Raw genomic sequence first — 16,726 nt, forward strand, 5'->3', positions numbered from 1 at the left:
CCGATTCAGCGCTCCGGCTTGATGCTGCAGATTCGTATCGATTAAGTCGCCCAGGCTTTTTGCTGGATTGGATCGTTGTCTCATCCTGTGAGACTGGCATGCGCTAGAAAAGACAAAGGCCGACACGAGGTCGCCCTTCGGGTTTGGTGCATCTTTCCGCCCGTGGGCGAATCTGCTTGTTAAGGAAACTCTGATCAAGCCTCATAACGTCATCCCGGCGAAAGCCAGGATCCAGATTTTCCAATAACTTTCCGAAGATCTGGATTCCGGCTTTCGCCGGAATGACGCCTTGTTCAGACCTTCCCTAAGGCGGGAGTTGCCACGGTGCCTCGCAGGATGGCGGCGATCTCGTGTTCGGCCAGGGGCGTTGCCTCCACGGTGCCCACGTTTTCCGGTGTCATGCCATCCGGCAGGATCTGCAATGCGCCGACACAATCCCGTCCGATCTGCGCCAGCAGGTCGAAAGCGTCGGTGGAGCGGGCGCGAAAACGGCTTGCGGCCCGGGCACGGATGTCCTGACTATCCGGCAACAGGTTGTCGAAGTACGCCCGGACCACTTCACCACGATGTGTTGTGGTTCCCGGGGTGAACGGTAGCGAGAGCGACAGCGGGCGGCCTTGCGGGGAGGCTCTCCAGTCCGCGTGGTATTCGAGTACATCCTCAGAGCCGGACCCGATCCACCAGGTGCCGACGAACTCACCGTTCATCCACAGGCCCAGCGTTTCCCGGCGTGAAGGCCTTTGTGTGCGGGCGGTCACCATCCGCTGGCTCCGTTACCGGAGGCGTCGTGGGGCGGAGTTTGTTTGGCTTGCAGCACCATCTCCACGCCAAGGAAGCTCAGCAGGTGAAGCAGCCGTTCGGCGCTCATCTTCCAAGCGTTGCGTTCGAGTGCGGACAGTGTCTGCTGCGTGATCCCGAGGCTGGCTGCGAGCTGTGTCTGGGTCAGCCCGCTTTCCTTGCGAAAGGCTTTCAGCAGGCGAGCAGTTGCTCTGCCGTGTGGACGGTGTATTGGTTCATAAATACAAACCCGTGACTGTATTCACCATTTACAGCTTGTAGGCTGTTTCTTCTGGTGGCGCAACAGGGTTTGCATGCATCGGTGCGGGGCAGCTAGAAGGGTGCATTGGGTGCAGCGGCAGCCAAGTGACACCCACCGCCTTGCTGTGCGCGGCCTACCGCTGAATCAGTTTCCCGGTTCCGCCTTGTACTGTTTTTCCTCGATGAAGGCCGAGCCGGCGCGGTGGTTGATGTCGTTCTTGAGTTTGACGCGGGCGGCGTTGGTGGTCATCACGGCGCGCGCCAGGCGGATGAATTCGTCGTCGAAGGTGCCGGTTTTCTCGCGTTCGCGCAGGCCGTCCTGGATGTCCCACATGCGGGCGTTGATGGTTTTCAGTTCGTCCTTGACCGCTTCCAGTTCCGGTTTGCCGACGATGGCGCCGGCCCACAGCGGCAGCAGGCCGTCCAGTTCGGTGCGCACGTGCGCCACGCGTTCGGGTTGGGCGATGCGTTCGGCCTTGATCTGCAGGATGGTGATCTTGTCGGCCAGTTCGCCGAGCGATACGGGGGTGTGGATCAGGTTCACGGGAATCTCGCTGCAAGGGTGGCGGCCACGGTTTGGTGCCGCGAATAAATGGAAGGGCTGCTCAGCACACGCCCTGCGCCAGCATGGCGTCGGCGACCTTGACGAAGCCGGCGATGTTGGCGCCCTGCACGTAGTTGACGCTGCCATCCTCGCGCTTGCCGTGGCGCACGCACAAGGCGTGGATCTCCTTCATGATCGCATGCAGGCGGGTGTCGACTTCGGCGTGGGTCCAGGACAGGCGCAGTGCGTTCTGACTCATTTCCAATCCGGAAGTGGAGACGCCGCCGGCGTTGCTGGCCTTGCCCGGCGCGTACAGCACGCCGGCGTGCTGGAACACGTCCACCGCTTCCAGCGTGCTGGGCATGTTGGCACCTTCGGCCACGCAGACCACGCCATTGGCCACCAGCAGGCAGGCGTCGGCGTGGTCCAGTTCGTTCTGGGTGGCGCAGGGCAGGGCGATCTCGGCCGGGATGTGCCAGGGGCGCTTGCCTTCCAGATACTGGAAGCGGGCGTCGCCGGCCAGTTCGGCGAGGCGGCCACGGCGGGCGTTTTTCAGTTCCATCACCTCGGCCAGTGCGGCATCGTCATAGCCGTCGGGGGCGTACAGCGTGCCGCCGGAATCGGACAGTGTCAGCACCTTGCCGCCCAGTTCCAGCACCTTGATCGCGGCGTATTGCGCGACGTTGCCCGCGCCTGAAATCAGCACGCGCGCGCCGTGCGTCTGGCGGCGCGCGTGGTGCAGCATCTGTTCGACGAAATAGACCGTGCCAAAGCCGGTGGCTTCCGGTCGCATCAGGCTGCCGCCGTAGGCCAGCCCTTTGCCGGTGAAGACGCAGGCGGCGTGGTTGCTGAGCTTCTTCATCATGCCGGCCATGAAACCCACTTCGCGCGCGCCCACGCCGATGTCGCCGGCCGGCACGTCGGTATCCGGCCCCAGATGGCGGTGCAGTTCGAACATCAGCGCCTGGCAGAAACGCATCACCTCGCCGTCGCTCTTGCCCTTCGGGTCGAAATCCGAGCCGCCCTTGCCGCCACCCATCGGCAGCGTGGTCAGGGCGTTCTTGAAGGTCTGCTCGAAGGCCAGGAATTTCAGGATCGACAGGTTCACCGACGGGTGGAAGCGCATGCCGCCCTTGTACGGGCCGATCGCGGCGCTGTGCTGCACGCGCCAGGCGCGGTTGATCCGGGTGTGGCCGGCATCATCGACCCAGGCCACGCGGAACTGGACGATGCGGTCCGGTTCCACCAGCCGTTCGAGCAGGCCGTGCTCGCGGTATTGCGGGTTCTTCTCGATGAAGGGCCACAGGCTTTCCATGACCTCGCGCACGGCCTGCTGGAATTCGAACTGGTTGGGATCGCGCCGGGCGACGGCGTCCAGAAAGGCCTGAAGGGTGGGCTGGGTCATGAGCGGAGGATCCGTGTCTGGTCGTATTGCACTGCGGCAATTTCAGAGTCTATGCCCGAATCCCCGGCGTCAAGCCCTTTTCCGGTCAATTTCAGTTCGACCAACGTCGAGGATGTGAAACAACCCACGACCCCCGGCTTCAGCCGCGCTTGAAAAACGGCGCTGCGGCCGTTTTCCGGCAATGTTCAGGCGTTTGTGCGGTGACATGCGGGAATTGCTGCCATGCAGCATGGGTGATCTTTCCACAGCCCGCACGGCGTCCGTGCAGGCGGCGGAACACGCGACAGCCCGGCTCAGCCTTCGGCGTGATAGGCCGCGACGCGTTCGACTTCGTTCTTCGAACCCAGGATCACCGGGATGCGCTGGTGCAGCGTATGCGGCTGTACCTCCATGATGCGTTCGCGCCCGGTGCTGGCCGCGCCGCCGGCCTGTTCCACGATGAAGCCCATTGGGTTGGCCTCGTACAGCAGGCGCAGCTTGCCGCCCTTGTCGCGGCATTTGGCGTCCAACGGGTACATGAAAATGCCGCCACGGGTCAGGATGCGGTGTACATCGGCGACCATCGAGGCCACCCAGCGCATGTTGAAATCGCGCCCGCGCGGGCCTTCGCGCCCGGCCAGCAGTTCGGCGATGTAGCGCTGCACCGGCGCTTCCCAGTGGCGCTGGTTGCTCATGTTGATGGCGAACTCGGAGGTGTCTTCGGGAATCCGCAGATCGCTCTGGGTCAGCACGAAGCTGCCGATTTCCCGGTCCAGGGTGAACTGGTGCACGCCATTGCCCAGGGTCAGCACCAGAATCGTGCTCGGGCCGTAGACGGTGTAGCCGGCCGCGACCTGCCGCGTGCCGGGCTGGAGGAAATCATCGGCGCTGGGGTCGGTGACGCCTTCGGGGCAGCGCAGCACCGAGAAGATCGTGCCGATCGAGACGTTGACATCGATGTTGGAACTTCCGTCCAGCGGATCGAACACCAGCAGGTAGTTGCCCTTCGGGTAGCGGTTCGGGATCAGGTGCGGGTCGTCCATTTCCTCGGATGCCAGCGCCGCCAGATGGCCGCCCCATTCGTTCGCGTCCAGCAGGATTTCGTTGGACAGCACGTCGAGTTTCTTCTGCGCCTCGCCCTGTACGTTTTCGCTGCCGGCCTCGCCCAGCACATTGCCCAGCGCGCCCTTGTTCACCGCCAGCGAGATGGCCTTGCAGGCGCGCGCGACGACTTCGATCAGCAGGCGCAGGTCGGCATTGATGGGGGACGGGCTGCGTTGCGCTTCGATCAGGAAGCGGCTCAGCGAAACACGGTTCATGAGGCTGTACTCCGGGCAGGGAATTCCAGCTGGCCATTGTCCCGGGTGGCGCCGTGAAAGGCTACCGGCCGGGCCGGGTTTCCCCGCCTGGCCGGGCAAATGTCAAAGCGCGGGTGAGGAGAAGTGCGGGTACATGGCGGTGTGCCGGGCGTGGTGCGACGCTGTCAGGCGGCCTGGATCGGGATGCTGTGCTTGGTGTGGGTGATGCGGTTCTGCGCATCCACGTAGACCAGGGTGGGCAGGTGTTCGGCCATCGCGGCCTCATCGATGACGCCATAGGCGCAGATGATGACCAGATCGCCGACATCGGCCTTGTGTGCCGCCGCGCCGTTCACCGAGATGATGCCGCTGCCTTCTTCGGCCCGGATCGCGTAGGTGACGAAACGTTCGCCGTTGTTGACGTCGTAGATGTGGATCTGCTCGTACTCGCGGATGCCGCTGGCATCCAGCAGGGTGCCGTCGATCGCGCAGGAGCCTTCGTAGTGAAGCTCGGCATGGGTGACGCTGGCGCGATGGATCTTGGCCTTGAGGACGTTCAGTTGCACGGTCGGCTCCGGGAGCGGTGGGGCGGGTCAAGTGCGGAAGTGTAGAAACCGCGCTGCGGCATCGCAACAAAGACGTTCAGCTGCAGTAGCGGAAACCGCTGCCCGGTGGCGGCAAGGGCAGGCACCGGGCAGCGGCCGGAGGGGAATGGCCGTTCAGCGGCCCTTGCCGAACACCAGCAAAGCCAGGCCCACGGCGGCCGCTGCGGCCCCGCCGATCAGATAGGTCATGGTGCCGTCGCTGTAGCGCCCGGTGACGCCTTCCACCACTCTTTCGCTCAGTGATTCGGTGGATTGTAGGCCGAAGTAGACCAATACCGCGCCGATGACCAGCAGCGCCAGCCCGACTCCCCGTTTCATGTTCATTGAATGCCTCCGTCATGGAATGTCCCGCCACAGTGGGCTCCGGCAGGAGGTGGGCGGCATTGCGATGGTGCCCGCCGACCGTCCTGCGGGCGCCATCCTGCGCCCAGGTGCCGGGAGGGGCAAGTGGCAGGGCAACATTGGGTGTGTCCGGCGTCACGCCGGCCGCCGCGCACTCAGGCCAGCAGCGACCAGAAGATGCCGGCCGGGTGATGGCTGCGCGCCACGCTGTACATGAAGCCGTAGCAGGCCAGCGCGGCGATGAACCACAGCGGCCGCGTCCGCTTCGACGTGCTGGCCGACAGGCAGCGGTGCCCGAGTACGACATAGACCACCAGGAACACCAGCTTCACCGTCAGCCAATGATTGGCGAACAGCGCGCCGGGCAGGATCGCGGCCAGCATCAGGGCTGCGGTCAGCAGCGTGGTGTCGATGCTCCAGCTCAGCCAGCGCACCGGATTGGCGCGCGGCCAGCGCTGCCCGGCGATCATCGCCAACCCGCGCAGCGAGAACAGCGCCACGCTGAGCAGCACGCAGTACACGTGCACCGCCTTGATCTGTGGGTAGAACTCCATCATTGCCGTTTATCCCCGTGCACCATCGGCGCGTGGCCGCAGATAGATCCAGGCCGAACGCAGCACCCACGGCGTGAAGGCCAGCAGCCAGCCCAGCGCCGCCAGCTGGAAACCCGGATAGGGCGAGACCAGCAGTTCGGACACGATCCGCACCACCGCCACCACCTGGATGCCGAGGAAGGCGAACAGCGCGACCCCGCCCAGCACCAGCGGCCGGCCCGAATGGCCCTGGGTCACGCGCGTCACCATCGCCACCAGCAGGCTGCCGAACAGCCCGATGCCCAGCGCATGCAGCGGCGCGCGCCCCAGCACCAGTTCACCGCCCAGCAACAGCCACAGGCTCTGCACCACGTACAGCACCATCGCCACAGGCAACCAGGCGTAGCCCACGAACAGCACCCGCAGCAGCGCCGGCATGCGCCCGCGCGGCCACCAGCGCCACAGGCACAGCAGTGCCAGCAGCAGCAATGGCAGATCGACCAGCCACAGCCATGCGGTCAGATGCGTCAATTCCAGCAGCACATGCCCGAGCCACAGCGGCCATTGTGCCGCCAGCAGCCACATCGGCCTCCACGCACGATAGCCGGCGACCACATTGCCGGCGAAGAACGGGAACATCCGGTGCGCCACCGTGGCGTAGATCGGCAGCAGCACGCCGAACGCGCCGAGTTTGATCGCCGCATTTCCAAAACGCAGATCCAGTGTGTGCAGATAGGCAATGAACAGTGCCAGCGCCACGAAACCCAGCAGCAGCGCGGCCAGGCAGCTGACCGCATGCCAGGTCTTGAAACGGTTGCGCCACACGCCCAGGCCCAGCACCATCAGCCCCTGGCCCCAACCCATCAGCGTGGAAATCACGCCCAGATGCAGCGCCAGCAAACTGCCGGAAAACGCCGCGTACAGACACAGCGCCTGACCCAGCAGCAGCCCCAGCCCGACCGGCACATAATGCCAGCGCGTGGGCTCCGGCTGCCCCATCCAGCGCGGGAACACCGTGATCAAAAAACCGAACATGAAGCTGGGCAGCATCTGGTACTGGATGATGAAACCGTGCAGCCAGCCGCCCAGTACCCAGTTCACCGGCATCGGCATCGGATCAAACAGCCAGAACGTCCACCAGATCATCGCCGCCAGCACGTTCAACGCACCGATGAAGAACAGCAACCGGTGCGGCGCGGCGGCCAGGATCGCAGGGAGGGAAACCGGGGGCGGGGTAGAGGTTGGAGTAGCCATGGCGCAAGTGTCCTCCCGTCATCACGGCGATGCCATGACCTGAATCAGCTTGTGCCGGGCAGGCGCGTCAACCCGGTGCCTGTTCCCCGTGCGTGCCGAGCTTGTCGACCAGCGACTGGCTGGCGCGGTTCAGACCGATCACCTGGACCTGGGTGCCGTGCTTGCGCAGCTTCAGCACCACCCGGTCCAGCGCGGCGACGGCGGTAGTGTCCCAGAAGTGCGCTTCGGTCAGGTCGATGACCACGCGCGCCGGCGCGTGCAGATAATCGAAGCTGTTGGTGAACTGCACCGCGCAGGCGAAGAACACCTGGCCCCTGACCCGATAGATGCGCTGGCTGCCGTCTTCGGCATCCTCGTGTTCGACATGCAGCATCGCGCTGACGCGGCGGGTGAAGGACAGCGCCGTCAACAGCACACCGGTCAGCACGCCTTTGGCCAGGTCGCCGGTCGCGACGGTGACGATGACGGTGCCGAGCATGATCAGGTTGGCGGTCTTGGGGTGGGTCTTGAACTCGATGAAGCTCTTCCAGTGGAAGGTGCCGATGCTGACCATGATCATCACCGCCACCAGCGCCGCCATCGGGATCTTCGAGACCCAGTCCGAGGCGTAGACCACCAGCAGCAACAGCACCACGCCGGCCACGAAACACGACAGCCGACCGCGTCCGCCGGAGCTGACGTTGATCACTGATTGCCCGATCATCGCGCAGCCGGCCATGCCGCCGAACAGGCCGGCGACGATGTTGGCTGCGCCTTGCCCGGCGCACTCGCGGCGGCGGTTGGTGGGGGTGTCGGTCATGTCCTCGACGATCTGCGCGGTCATCAGCGACTCCAGCAGGCCGACCACCGCCAGCGTGGCCGAGACCGGCAGGATGATCTTCAGTGTTTCCAGCGTCAGCGGGATGTCCGGGAACAGGAACACCGGCAGCGTGTCCGGCAGTTCGCCCATGTCGCCGACGGTGCGGATGTCCAGGCCCAACCAGAGGCTGACCCCGGTCAGCACGATCAGCGCCACCAACGGCGACGGCACCGCGCGCGTGAGCAGTGGCAGCAGGTAGATGATCGCCAGCCCGGCCGCGCACACCGCGTAGACCGCGAACGGCATGCCGATCAGCTCCGGCAGCTGGGCCAGGAAGATCAGGATTGCCAGCGCGTTGACGAAGCCGACCACCACCGAGCGCGAGACGAAGCGCATCAGGGTATTGAGCCGCAACGCGCCGGCAAGAATCTGCAGCACGCCGGCCAGGATGGTGGCGGCCAGCAAGTATTGCAGGCCGTGGTCGCGTACCAGGCCGACCATCACCAGCGCCATCGCGCCGGTGGCGGCGGAAATCATGCCAGGTCGACCGCCGGCGATGGCGGTGACCACGGCTATGCAGAACGAGGCGTACAGGCCCACCTTCGGATCAACGCCGGCGATGATTGAGAACGCGATCGCTTCGGGGATCAGCGCCAGTGCGACCAGGATGCCGGACAGGATGTCGCCGCGAACATTGCCGAACCACTGCTCGCGCAGCGGCGGATAGATGATGGACATGGAGGCTCCGGGACACGTGCCGGCCATCGCCCGGATGCGCGTGCATCGGCGAATCTGCGGCAGGAAGGGGCGTGTCAGTGTATTGCTGTGCAGCAAACGGCTCAACCGTGCTGCATGGAGGCTGGTGGCGCGGCATCGTCGGGGCCGGCTTTCCGATGGCCCGGAATGATGGGAGGGAGGCCGGAGGTTTTCTTGCTGCCGGCGGGGAAGTCGTGGCGGCTGGGCGCGAATGAATGCCGGTTCTGTCACTGCCGCATGCGGCGTACTGAAGGTTGGCGGCGCAGGCGCGCAGAAACCGGATTTCCCCGGCTGCGTGCGTGCCACCGCGTCGGCATGGCGACATGCAGTACTGAATTGCCGTGCCTGCGGCAGAGTGTCTGCTCCGGTTGGCGGCGCAGAAAACGTAGGCGCCTTGCTACAGCGTCATGTCCTCGTAACTGCGCGGATCGGCGATGGGTTCCAGATGCCCGGTCACGTGGATCGACGGGAACTGGGCCACGATCTCTTCGATCAGGTTTTCCATCGCATCGTGGCCGCGCTGCACGGTCCAGTCGCCGGGCACCAGCATGTGCATTTCCATGAACTGGCGGGCGCCGGATTCGCGTGTGCGCACAGCGTGAAATCCGATCACGCCCGGTTTGGCATGGGCATCCAGGATGGCCTGGATCCGGGCGTTGTCTTCCGGCGACAGCGAGGCGTCCATCAGGCCGGCGGTGGATTCGGAAATCAGCTTGTAGCCGGTGACCAGGATGTTCAGGCCCACCAGGATCGCGACCACCGGGTCCATCCAGTTCCAGCCGGTGAACCACGCCAGTGCAAGGCCGATCACCACTCCGACCGAGGTGTAGACATCGGTCATCAGGTGCTTGCCGTCGGCGCGCAGGGTGATGGAGCGGTGGCGGGTACCGACCGTGATCAGGATCCGCCCGACGATGCCGTTGAGCACCGCGGCCACCATCGAAATGGCCAGGCCGATGCCGAGTGATTCCAGCGGACGGGGATGGATCAGGCGCTCGATGGCCAGATAGATGATCGACGCCGCCGCGACGAACACCATGATCCCTTCCAGCGCGGCGGAGAAATATTCCGCCTTGGTGTGGCCGAAGTGGTGACCGGCGTCCGGCGGCCGGGCGGCGATGGTCAGCGAAACCAGCGCGACGATGGCGGCCACCAGATTGACCATCGATTCGGCCGCATCTGACAGCAGACCCACCGAGCCGGTGATGGCCCAGGCGCTGGCCTTCAGCAGCACCGTCAGCACGGCGGCGCCGATTGCCAGCCAGGCGTATTTCCTCAGGTCCGGCGTGGGGGCAGCCGGTCTACGGGTACTTTCCATCTTTCCATTGTGCTGCATCACGCGGAGCGGTGCTGCCGGTCAGAACCGCCAGGTCGCGCGCAAGTACAGGTCGTCGTCTCGACGCGGGCGGGCGGCGCTCGTGGACAGGTCGATTTCCTGGCGACGGCGGATTCGCGCGTCGAGTTGCCAAGCTGGTGTTGCCTGCCAAACCCAGCGCACCTCCAGCAGTTCATCGTTGGGGCGGAAGTCGCTCGACACCAGCCAGCCATCGGCGATGCGGCCGTAGACGATGCCGATGTCGTGCTCGGGCAGGACGTCCATGAAGCTGAAGGACGTTTGCCAGGACAGTGCATCGGTGTCGCCGCTGCCGGTGTTCATCGCCTCGCGGCGCGGCGTGTCGACTGCCAGGCCGAGCTCGCCGCCGAGGCGGAAGGTCGTGCCTCCTTGACCCAGCGGCCATTCGGCGGCCGCCTTGGCGGTGACCGCCAGGTAGTCCTGCAGCGCCGGATCGGCAAGGCCGTTCGGGCGCAGTGCCGATGGCAGCCAGGTCAGCGTGACCATGCGCTGCACCACGGGGCCGATGGCAGTCCTGGATTCCGCCGCCGCGAACAGGCCGATACGCGAACCGTTATCGGTGAAATCCAGCGGCCGACGCAGCGTGCCGGTGGGCCCGCGACGATCGTTGTGGCGCGCGATCACATGCGTGGTCCAGTCGTTCCCACGCCACTGCCACCAGAGGCCGTCGGTCCAACTGATGTCGAAGTTGCTGCTGTCGTTCTGGTCCAGCGATTTCTTCATGATGTCGTTGATGCCGAACGCAGCCTGGAAGCGACCCATGCGCAGGCTCCAGGACGACTGGGCCGGGCGGTATTCCAGATAGGCCTCATCGATTGTGCCCTGGCCGTTTTCAAGTCCTGCAACCGTGGGCGCATAGGTGCGCAGCCAGAACTCATCCTTGCTCTGTCCAGTGTCCAGCCGTGCGGCTGCGCGTGCGCTGGCACGCCAGTTGCCGCCCATCTCTCCGGCGATTCGGAAGCGCGCGCGGATACGGAAGCTGTCGGCATCGGAGTTAGTACCACTGCGGGGCCGGGTTTCGGAGCTGACATAGCCGAAGCGGAGGTCGCCACTGGTGTTCCAGCCCTGATCCGCTTGGGCGGTAACGGGCAAGGCCAGCAGTAGCGCCAGCGTGAGGACGACACCCGCGCCGGGCGCGGAACCGGGCCGGTGCGGACGCGGAAAGGGAAGCGTGTACATGACATCTCCTGGCAAGTGGCGGTGAAGGGGAAATCCGGTCTGGCGATATCAGGATGAATGTGGTTTCAGTCTGCGCGCATCCGCGGACATGCAACTTGATCATCGTCAAGCGCCGACGTCAGGCCGACTCCGGTACTTGCTTTGTGTCGTGCCCTGGTGCGGAAATGAGGCGCATCCTGCGCTGCTCCTGTCGCGAGAAACACTAGCTATCGAACCCGCCCAGACCAGCCTTCGCAGCCGAGTCGGAAGGGAAGTAGGGCGGACCGCTGGCAGCCGCGTTCATTGCGACCAAGTGGAACGCATGATCCGTGCATATGGTTGGAGTGCTGCGGCGGTGCGGCCGCAGATGAGAGTGCTTCATTGCGGGCCTGGGTTGCCGTTGTGGCATCCGGGTGCGGACAAACCAGCTGTCACTGCGATGGAAGGCAGCAACAAAGAGCAGCAGGAGCGTGTTCTTGACGTTGCGTCAGCGATGGCCCAGGAGGGGTTGCCGCCACGGACGGCGACAACACAAAAAAAGGGGGCGGAAGCCGTAGCCTCCGCCCCGTCGTGCAACTGCGGTCAGTAGACGTCCTTGACCGTGTTGTAGACGTTGAACTTGCCGGTCGGGGTGACCAGGCGTTCGTCGTCGAGCACCGCCTTCAGCTTGCGGGTCTTGTCATCCACCACGACGATGGCCGAGCGCTGGTCCTTGCCGTTCCAGACCGAGAACCAGACTTCGTCGCCGGCCTTGTTGTACTCGGGCTGCACCACGCGCTTGGGGCCTTCGCCGAGGTTGGCCCATTCGGCGATCGGCAGCACTTCAAAGCCCTTGTCGAGGTTGTTGACGTCGAACACCGCGATCGACTGGCTCATGCCCGCGTCCGGGTTGAGCGTGGTGTCGACCCACAGGTTGGTGGAGTTCGGATGGGTCTTGACGAACAGCGAGCCGCCACCCTGGCCCTTCAGCACTTCCACCGCCTTCCAGGCGTGCTGCGGGTGGTTTTCCGGATCGGTGGCGATCAGCGTGATGTTCTCGTTGCCCAGCGCCGAGGTCGCCCACACCGGGCCGTATTCGGGATGGGTGAAGTTGGCGCCACGGCCCGGATGCGGGATCTTTTCCACATCGATCAGGGCGGCCATCTTCTGCTCGCGCGAGTCGACCACGGCGATCTTGTCGCTGTTGTTGGCCGCCGTCAGGAAGTAGCGCTTGCTCGCGTCCCAGCCACCGTCATGCAGGTAGCGCGCGGCTTCCAGCGTGGTGGTCTTGAGCGAGTTCAGGTCCGAATAGTCCACCAGCAGGATGTGGCCGGTTTCCTTGACGTTGATGATGAACTCGGGGTGCTCGTGGCTGGCCACGATCGCGGCCACGCGCGGCTCGGGATGGTATTCCTGCGTGTCCACGGTCATGCCGCGGGTCGAGACCACTTTCAGCGGCTCCAGCGAGGGGCCGTCCATGATCACGTACTGCGGCGGCCAGTAGGCGCCGGCCACGGCCAGCTTGTCCTCGAAACCCTTGAACTTGGAGGTTTCCACCGAGCGTGCTTCCAGGCCGATCTTGATCTCGGCGACGCGGTCGGGAACCTTCAGCCACAGGTCGATCAGGTCGATCTTGCCGTCGCGGCCGATGGTGTAGATGTAGCGGCCCGAATGCGAGACGCGCGAGATGTGCACCGCGTAGCCGGTCTTGATGATGTTGATGATCTTCTTGCTGTCGCCGTCGATCAGCGCGATTTCGCCGGCATCACGCAGCGTCACCGCGAAGATGTTGTCCAGATCCCACGTGTTCATCTGGCGGGTCGGGCGTTCGCTTTCCGGGATCAGCACCTTCCAGCTGTCACGCATTTCGGCCAGTCCCCATTCCGGCGGGTTGGGTGGGGTGTGCTGCAGGAAGCGCGCCATCAGGTCGACTTCGTCGCTGCTCAGCTCACCGCCGGTGCCGAAGTTGGGCATGCCGCCGGGTGAGCCGAAGTTGATCAGCGCCTTAAGGTATTCCGTACCGCGTGGCTGGGTCAGGTCCGGCGTCAGCGGCTTGCCGGTGGCGCCCTTGCGCAGCACGCCGTGGCAGCCGGCACAGCGCTGGAAGAAGATTTCTCCGGCCCGTGCAAACTCCTCTTCGGTCATGTCCGGTGCGCCCGGGGTGCGGACCTGCTTGACCGCCGTCCCGCTGAGCAGGGTGGGCGCACCCTCATAGGCGACCTGGGCCTGGCTGGTGCCCGGATGCAGTTCGCCCTGGGCCGGGTCGGTCGGCGCCGCCAGCGCGGCACGCAGCGCGGTGACTTCCTCGGCCGTAATGCTGCCGCCCGGGTTGCCCCAGCTGTTGAGCACGTAGGTGATGGTTTCGGCGATTTCCGCATCGCTCAGGTGGGTCTGGGCCGGCATCACGCTGTTGTAGGTCTGGTTGTTGACGACCATTTCACCCTGCAGGCCGGTCAGCACCGTGGTGGCGACATCGGCCGGGCTTTTGTCTTCCAGCCAGTCGGAAGCGGCCAGTGGTGGGAAGGCGCCGGTCAGACCCTTGCCATCCGGCTGGTGGCAGGCGGCGCAGTTCTGCAGATAGGTGGCCTGGCCCTTGCTTTCCTGGGCGCTGGCGGAAGCCGCCAGACCCATGCCGGCACAAAGGGCCAGGGCGGTGATGATCAAGTGGGTGGTCCGTTTCATGTCGGATGCCTGCTCGGGTTGGAGGTGGTAAAAGGTTCTGACCTTTCGACAGGATTGTCCGTACCGTGGAAAATCCCTGCCATGATCTAAATCAACCTGGCGCGGTTGATCGAGGTCAATGCCGTTTCCGGTGCCGCTGGCCAGACTTCTAGCCTATCAGAATCCCTCCCGCGTTCCCCGAGTCCGAGCCCCATGAAACCGCGCCTACTTGCAGCAGCCGTCCTTTTTTTCCTCAGCCTGTCCTGGCAGCCCGCCAGCGCCGAAACCCATGCCGATGCCGAAGGCAGCACCGATCCGACCGTGCTGGATGCGGTCGTGGTCGTTGCCAGCCGTGCGGCCGAACCGTTGAGCCAGGTGGTGGCCAGCGTGGCGCAGGTGGAACGGGAAGAGCTGGATCGCCGTCTGGTGCACAACCTGGACGGGCTGGTGCGCTATGTGCCCGGTGTCGGTGTTGCCGGCGAAGCACACCGCTTCGGCGCGCGCGGGTTTTCGATCCGTGGGCTGGAAGGCAACCGGGTGCGGGTCCTGGTCGATGGCATCCCGCTGGCCGATGCCTACACTATCGGCCAGTTCGCCTCGGCCGGACGGGATCTGGTCGATCTGGAGGCGGTCGAACGGGTCGAAATCCTGCGCGGCCCGGCCTCCACGCTGTACGGCAGCGATGCGCTGGCCGGCGTGGTCGCGTTCACCACGCGCGATCCGGCCGATCTGCTGGCGCGCAGCGGCGATGCACATCATTTCGGCCTGCGCGTGGGATATGACGGGCTTGATGAGAGCCATTTACTGGCCGGCAGCTGGGCCGGTGCAGACCGCAGCGGCCGCTGGCAGGGCATGGTCGTGGCCGGGCAGCGCAGCGGGCACGAAGCCGACAACCGTGCCTGGCGCGAGGCCGACGGCCCCAATCCGGCCGATTACCGGCGCCGCAGCCTGCTGGCCAAGCTGGTGAATGATGCCGGCGATGCCGGGCGCTATGTGCTGACTGCCGACAGCAGCCGCGAATCACGCCAGACCGCGGTCAATTCGCTGCGTTTTGGTGCCGGCCGCTATGCCACCACCTACCAGCTGGACGCCGATGACCGGCAGGAACGCGACCGTATCAGCCTGTCCGGCGAATGGCGTCCGCAGCGTGCCTGGCTGGATTCGCTCAGCGCCCAGCTCTATGTGCAGGACACCTGGGTGCAGCAGGACAGCGACCAGTACCGCCTGCCGGATGCCGCCACGCCGTACGAATCGCTGCGCTGGCGCCGGTTCGAATACCAGGCCGATGCGGTCGGCCTGAACCTGCTGGGCCAGTCGCGCCAGGAAACCTCGTGGGGCGATCATTGGCAGGTGTTCGGCATCGATCTGACGCTGCAACGCTACGAGGGCCTGCGCGACGGGCTGGAAACCGATCTGGCCAGTGGCGCCACCACCACCGTAGTGCTGGGCGAGCCGCTGCCGGTGCGTGACTTCCCCAATACCGATGCCGACAGCCTGGCGCTGTTCTGGCAGGACGAAATCCAGTTCAGCCCGCGTCTGGCGCTGATTCCCGGCGTGCGCGCCGAGTGGTACCGGCTGCGCGCGCATCCGGATGCGGTCTTCCTGGAGGATTTCCCCGACAACAACCCGGTCGATGTGGACGAAAGCCGGGTCACGCCACGGCTGGCGCTGCGCTGGACCCTGGGCGGCGGGCACAGCCTGTTCGCGCAGTACGCGCGGGGTTTCCGCGCGCCGCCGTTTGGTGACGTCAACATCGGCCTGCTGCTGCCGGTGTTCAATTACGAAGTACGCGCCAACCCGGACCTGCGCCCGGAAAGCAGCCATGGGTTCGAACTGGGCTGGCGCCATATCGGCGACAACCTGCGCGCCAGCGTTTCGATCTACGAAAACCGTTACCGCGACCTGATCGAATCGCGCGCCAATCTCGGCATTGATCCGGTCACGCGCACCCTGGTGTTCCAGTCGGTGAACCGCGACCGCGCCCGTATCCGCGGCGTGGAAGCGGATCTGCTGTGGTATCTGGATGCGCTTTCGCCGACGCTGGAAGGCTGGCAACTGCATGCCGCCGGCAGCTGGTCCGAAGGTGATGACCTGCGCCGCGAGCAGCCCCTGAACAGTGTTGATCCGGCCCGCATCACGCTGGGGCTGCGCTACGAGGCCGGCTCCGGCCGCTGGGGCGCGGAAATGGCCGCCGTGACGGTGCAAGGCAAGGACCGCATCGACCACACCACGATCGAACAATTCGCCCCGCCGGGCTATCTGCGCATGGACGCCTACGTCTGGGCCGAACTGCGCCCCGGCATCCGGCTCAATGCCGGCCTGCTGAACCTGGCCGACCGGCGCTACTGGGACTGGTCCGGCGTGCGCGGCGTGGAAGCCGACGACGAGGCCATCGGCTTCTACACCCGCCCCGGCCGCAGCTTGGCGGTGAGTCTGGCGCTGGACTGGTAGGACATCCTCGCAGGGTGCGCGTGACGCATACGGCGCCACGCGCGGCCGCCCTTACTCGAAGCTGTCGCTGAAGACCGTCATGGACAGCGGCTGTGCTTCATGGTGAAGCAATGCCCTTTGGTGTAATTGCGCCATCGCTTCATTGGGTTGATGGTCAGGCGCCATGTGTGTAGAAGTTAAGAACTACACCGTATCGCGTCAGGATTTGCGTTGATGCCTTGCCTACATTTGTATCGCTAACGACAGTCCATTTCCCGTCTACTAGGCTGAAGAGTTCCATTTTCAAATATTCAGAATTATTTTCAGTAATTCTTATTCTCAGTGGTGCTTTCGCTTCCTGAACCTCAAACACCTCTGAGCTGTCCACGAACTGGACTCGGTGACTGCCTTTCACCATGTCAGTGATTGTGATTTCGACACCAGTGACATTTTGGAACTCTGATGTTTCATGAAAGGTAGTGGGGTGTAGGGGTGCTGCACTTGTGCTGAACCCGGCGGATTCAACCCTGAAGTGCAATTTCCTTGAACCGAAGCGGGCCAGGTGCCGTAGGCTGGGCCGCTCCACGACCA

General features: G+C 64.7%; 15 protein-coding genes. 1 reads left to right on the forward strand and 14 read right to left on the reverse strand.

The annotated features are described in order from the left end of the window. Positions 1-293: 293 nt before the first annotated feature. The 13 genes from WDB66_RS05300 to WDB66_RS05355 form a co-directional block, all read right to left on the reverse strand. Positions 294-761 (reverse strand): HipA N-terminal domain-containing protein, encoded by a 468-nt coding sequence (locus WDB66_RS05300; RefSeq protein ID WP_339397485.1) that lies wholly within the window; start codon positions 759-761, stop codon positions 294-296. Continuing rightward, complete coding sequence (locus WDB66_RS15195) at positions 755-1,039, reverse strand: helix-turn-helix domain-containing protein (protein ID WP_489670821.1); 285 nt, start codon at positions 1,037-1,039, stop codon at positions 755-757. Before WDB66_RS15195 ends, WDB66_RS05300 begins: the two co-directional genes overlap by 7 nt. A 144-nt stretch (positions 1,040-1,183) precedes the next feature. After that, positions 1,184-1,582, reverse strand: a complete 399-nt coding sequence (locus WDB66_RS05305; RefSeq protein WP_339397486.1) for a DUF6165 family protein — start codon at positions 1,580-1,582, stop codon at positions 1,184-1,186. A gap of 61 nt (positions 1,583-1,643) precedes the next feature. Then, positions 1,644-2,987, reverse strand: a complete 1,344-nt coding sequence (gene gdhA, locus WDB66_RS05310) for an NADP-specific glutamate dehydrogenase (RefSeq protein ID WP_339397487.1) — start codon at positions 2,985-2,987, stop codon at positions 1,644-1,646. Positions 2,988-3,280: 293 nt separating this feature from the next. Then, the gene (locus WDB66_RS05315) at positions 3,281-4,285 is read right to left on the reverse strand and encodes a class 1 fructose-bisphosphatase (protein ID WP_339397488.1); all 1,005 of its coding nucleotides are present in this window, start codon (positions 4,283-4,285) and stop codon (positions 3,281-3,283) included. 164 nt (positions 4,286-4,449) lie between these two features. Beyond that, positions 4,450-4,830 carry an aspartate 1-decarboxylase gene (gene panD, locus WDB66_RS05320; protein ID WP_339397489.1) on the reverse strand — a complete coding sequence of 127 codons (381 nt, stop codon included), beginning with the start codon at positions 4,828-4,830 and terminating at the stop codon, positions 4,450-4,452. A 153-nt stretch (positions 4,831-4,983) separates the two neighbouring features. After that, positions 4,984-5,193, reverse strand: a complete 210-nt coding sequence (locus WDB66_RS05325; protein ID WP_339397490.1) for a DUF3185 family protein — start codon at positions 5,191-5,193, stop codon at positions 4,984-4,986. Between the two features lie 173 nt (positions 5,194-5,366). Further along, complete coding sequence (locus WDB66_RS05330) at positions 5,367-5,768, reverse strand: SirB2 family protein (RefSeq protein ID WP_339397491.1); 402 nt, start codon at positions 5,766-5,768, stop codon at positions 5,367-5,369. A 6-nt stretch (positions 5,769-5,774) separates the two neighbouring features. Next, on the reverse strand, positions 5,775-6,998 hold the full coding sequence (locus WDB66_RS05335) for an NnrS family protein (protein ID WP_339397492.1): 1,224 nt from the start codon (positions 6,996-6,998) through the stop codon (positions 5,775-5,777). 67 nt (positions 6,999-7,065) lie between these two features. Then, entirely contained in the window at positions 7,066-8,535 is a 1,470-nt protein-coding gene (locus tag WDB66_RS05340) for a SulP family inorganic anion transporter (protein WP_339397494.1), read from the reverse strand. A 415-nt stretch (positions 8,536-8,950) separates the two neighbouring features. Beyond that, positions 8,951-9,871, reverse strand: a complete 921-nt coding sequence (locus WDB66_RS05345; RefSeq protein ID WP_339397495.1) for a cation diffusion facilitator family transporter — start codon at positions 9,869-9,871, stop codon at positions 8,951-8,953. A 39-nt stretch (positions 9,872-9,910) separates the two neighbouring features. Then, complete coding sequence (locus WDB66_RS05350; protein WP_339397496.1) at positions 9,911-11,086, reverse strand: putative porin; 1,176 nt, start codon at positions 11,084-11,086, stop codon at positions 9,911-9,913. Positions 11,087-11,647: 561 nt separating this feature from the next. Continuing rightward, positions 11,648-13,726, reverse strand: coding sequence for a cytochrome D1 domain-containing protein (locus WDB66_RS05355; RefSeq protein ID WP_339397497.1), 2,079 nt, complete (start codon positions 13,724-13,726; stop codon positions 11,648-11,650). A 192-nt stretch (positions 13,727-13,918) separates the two neighbouring features. Between WDB66_RS05355 and WDB66_RS05360 the strand changes: the two genes are divergently transcribed. After that, complete coding sequence (locus WDB66_RS05360; RefSeq protein WP_339397498.1) at positions 13,919-16,156, forward strand: TonB-dependent hemoglobin/transferrin/lactoferrin family receptor; 2,238 nt, start codon at positions 13,919-13,921, stop codon at positions 16,154-16,156. A gap of 154 nt (positions 16,157-16,310) precedes the next feature. Here WDB66_RS05360 and WDB66_RS05365 read toward each other — a convergent pair. Beyond that, the coding region (locus WDB66_RS05365) for a hypothetical protein (RefSeq protein ID WP_339397499.1) at positions 16,311-16,726 on the reverse strand (416 nt) is incomplete at its 5' end.

This window comes from Denitratimonas organivorans (assembly GCF_037478135.1).
Taxonomy (GTDB): domain Bacteria; phylum Pseudomonadota; class Gammaproteobacteria; order Xanthomonadales; family Xanthomonadaceae; genus Denitratimonas.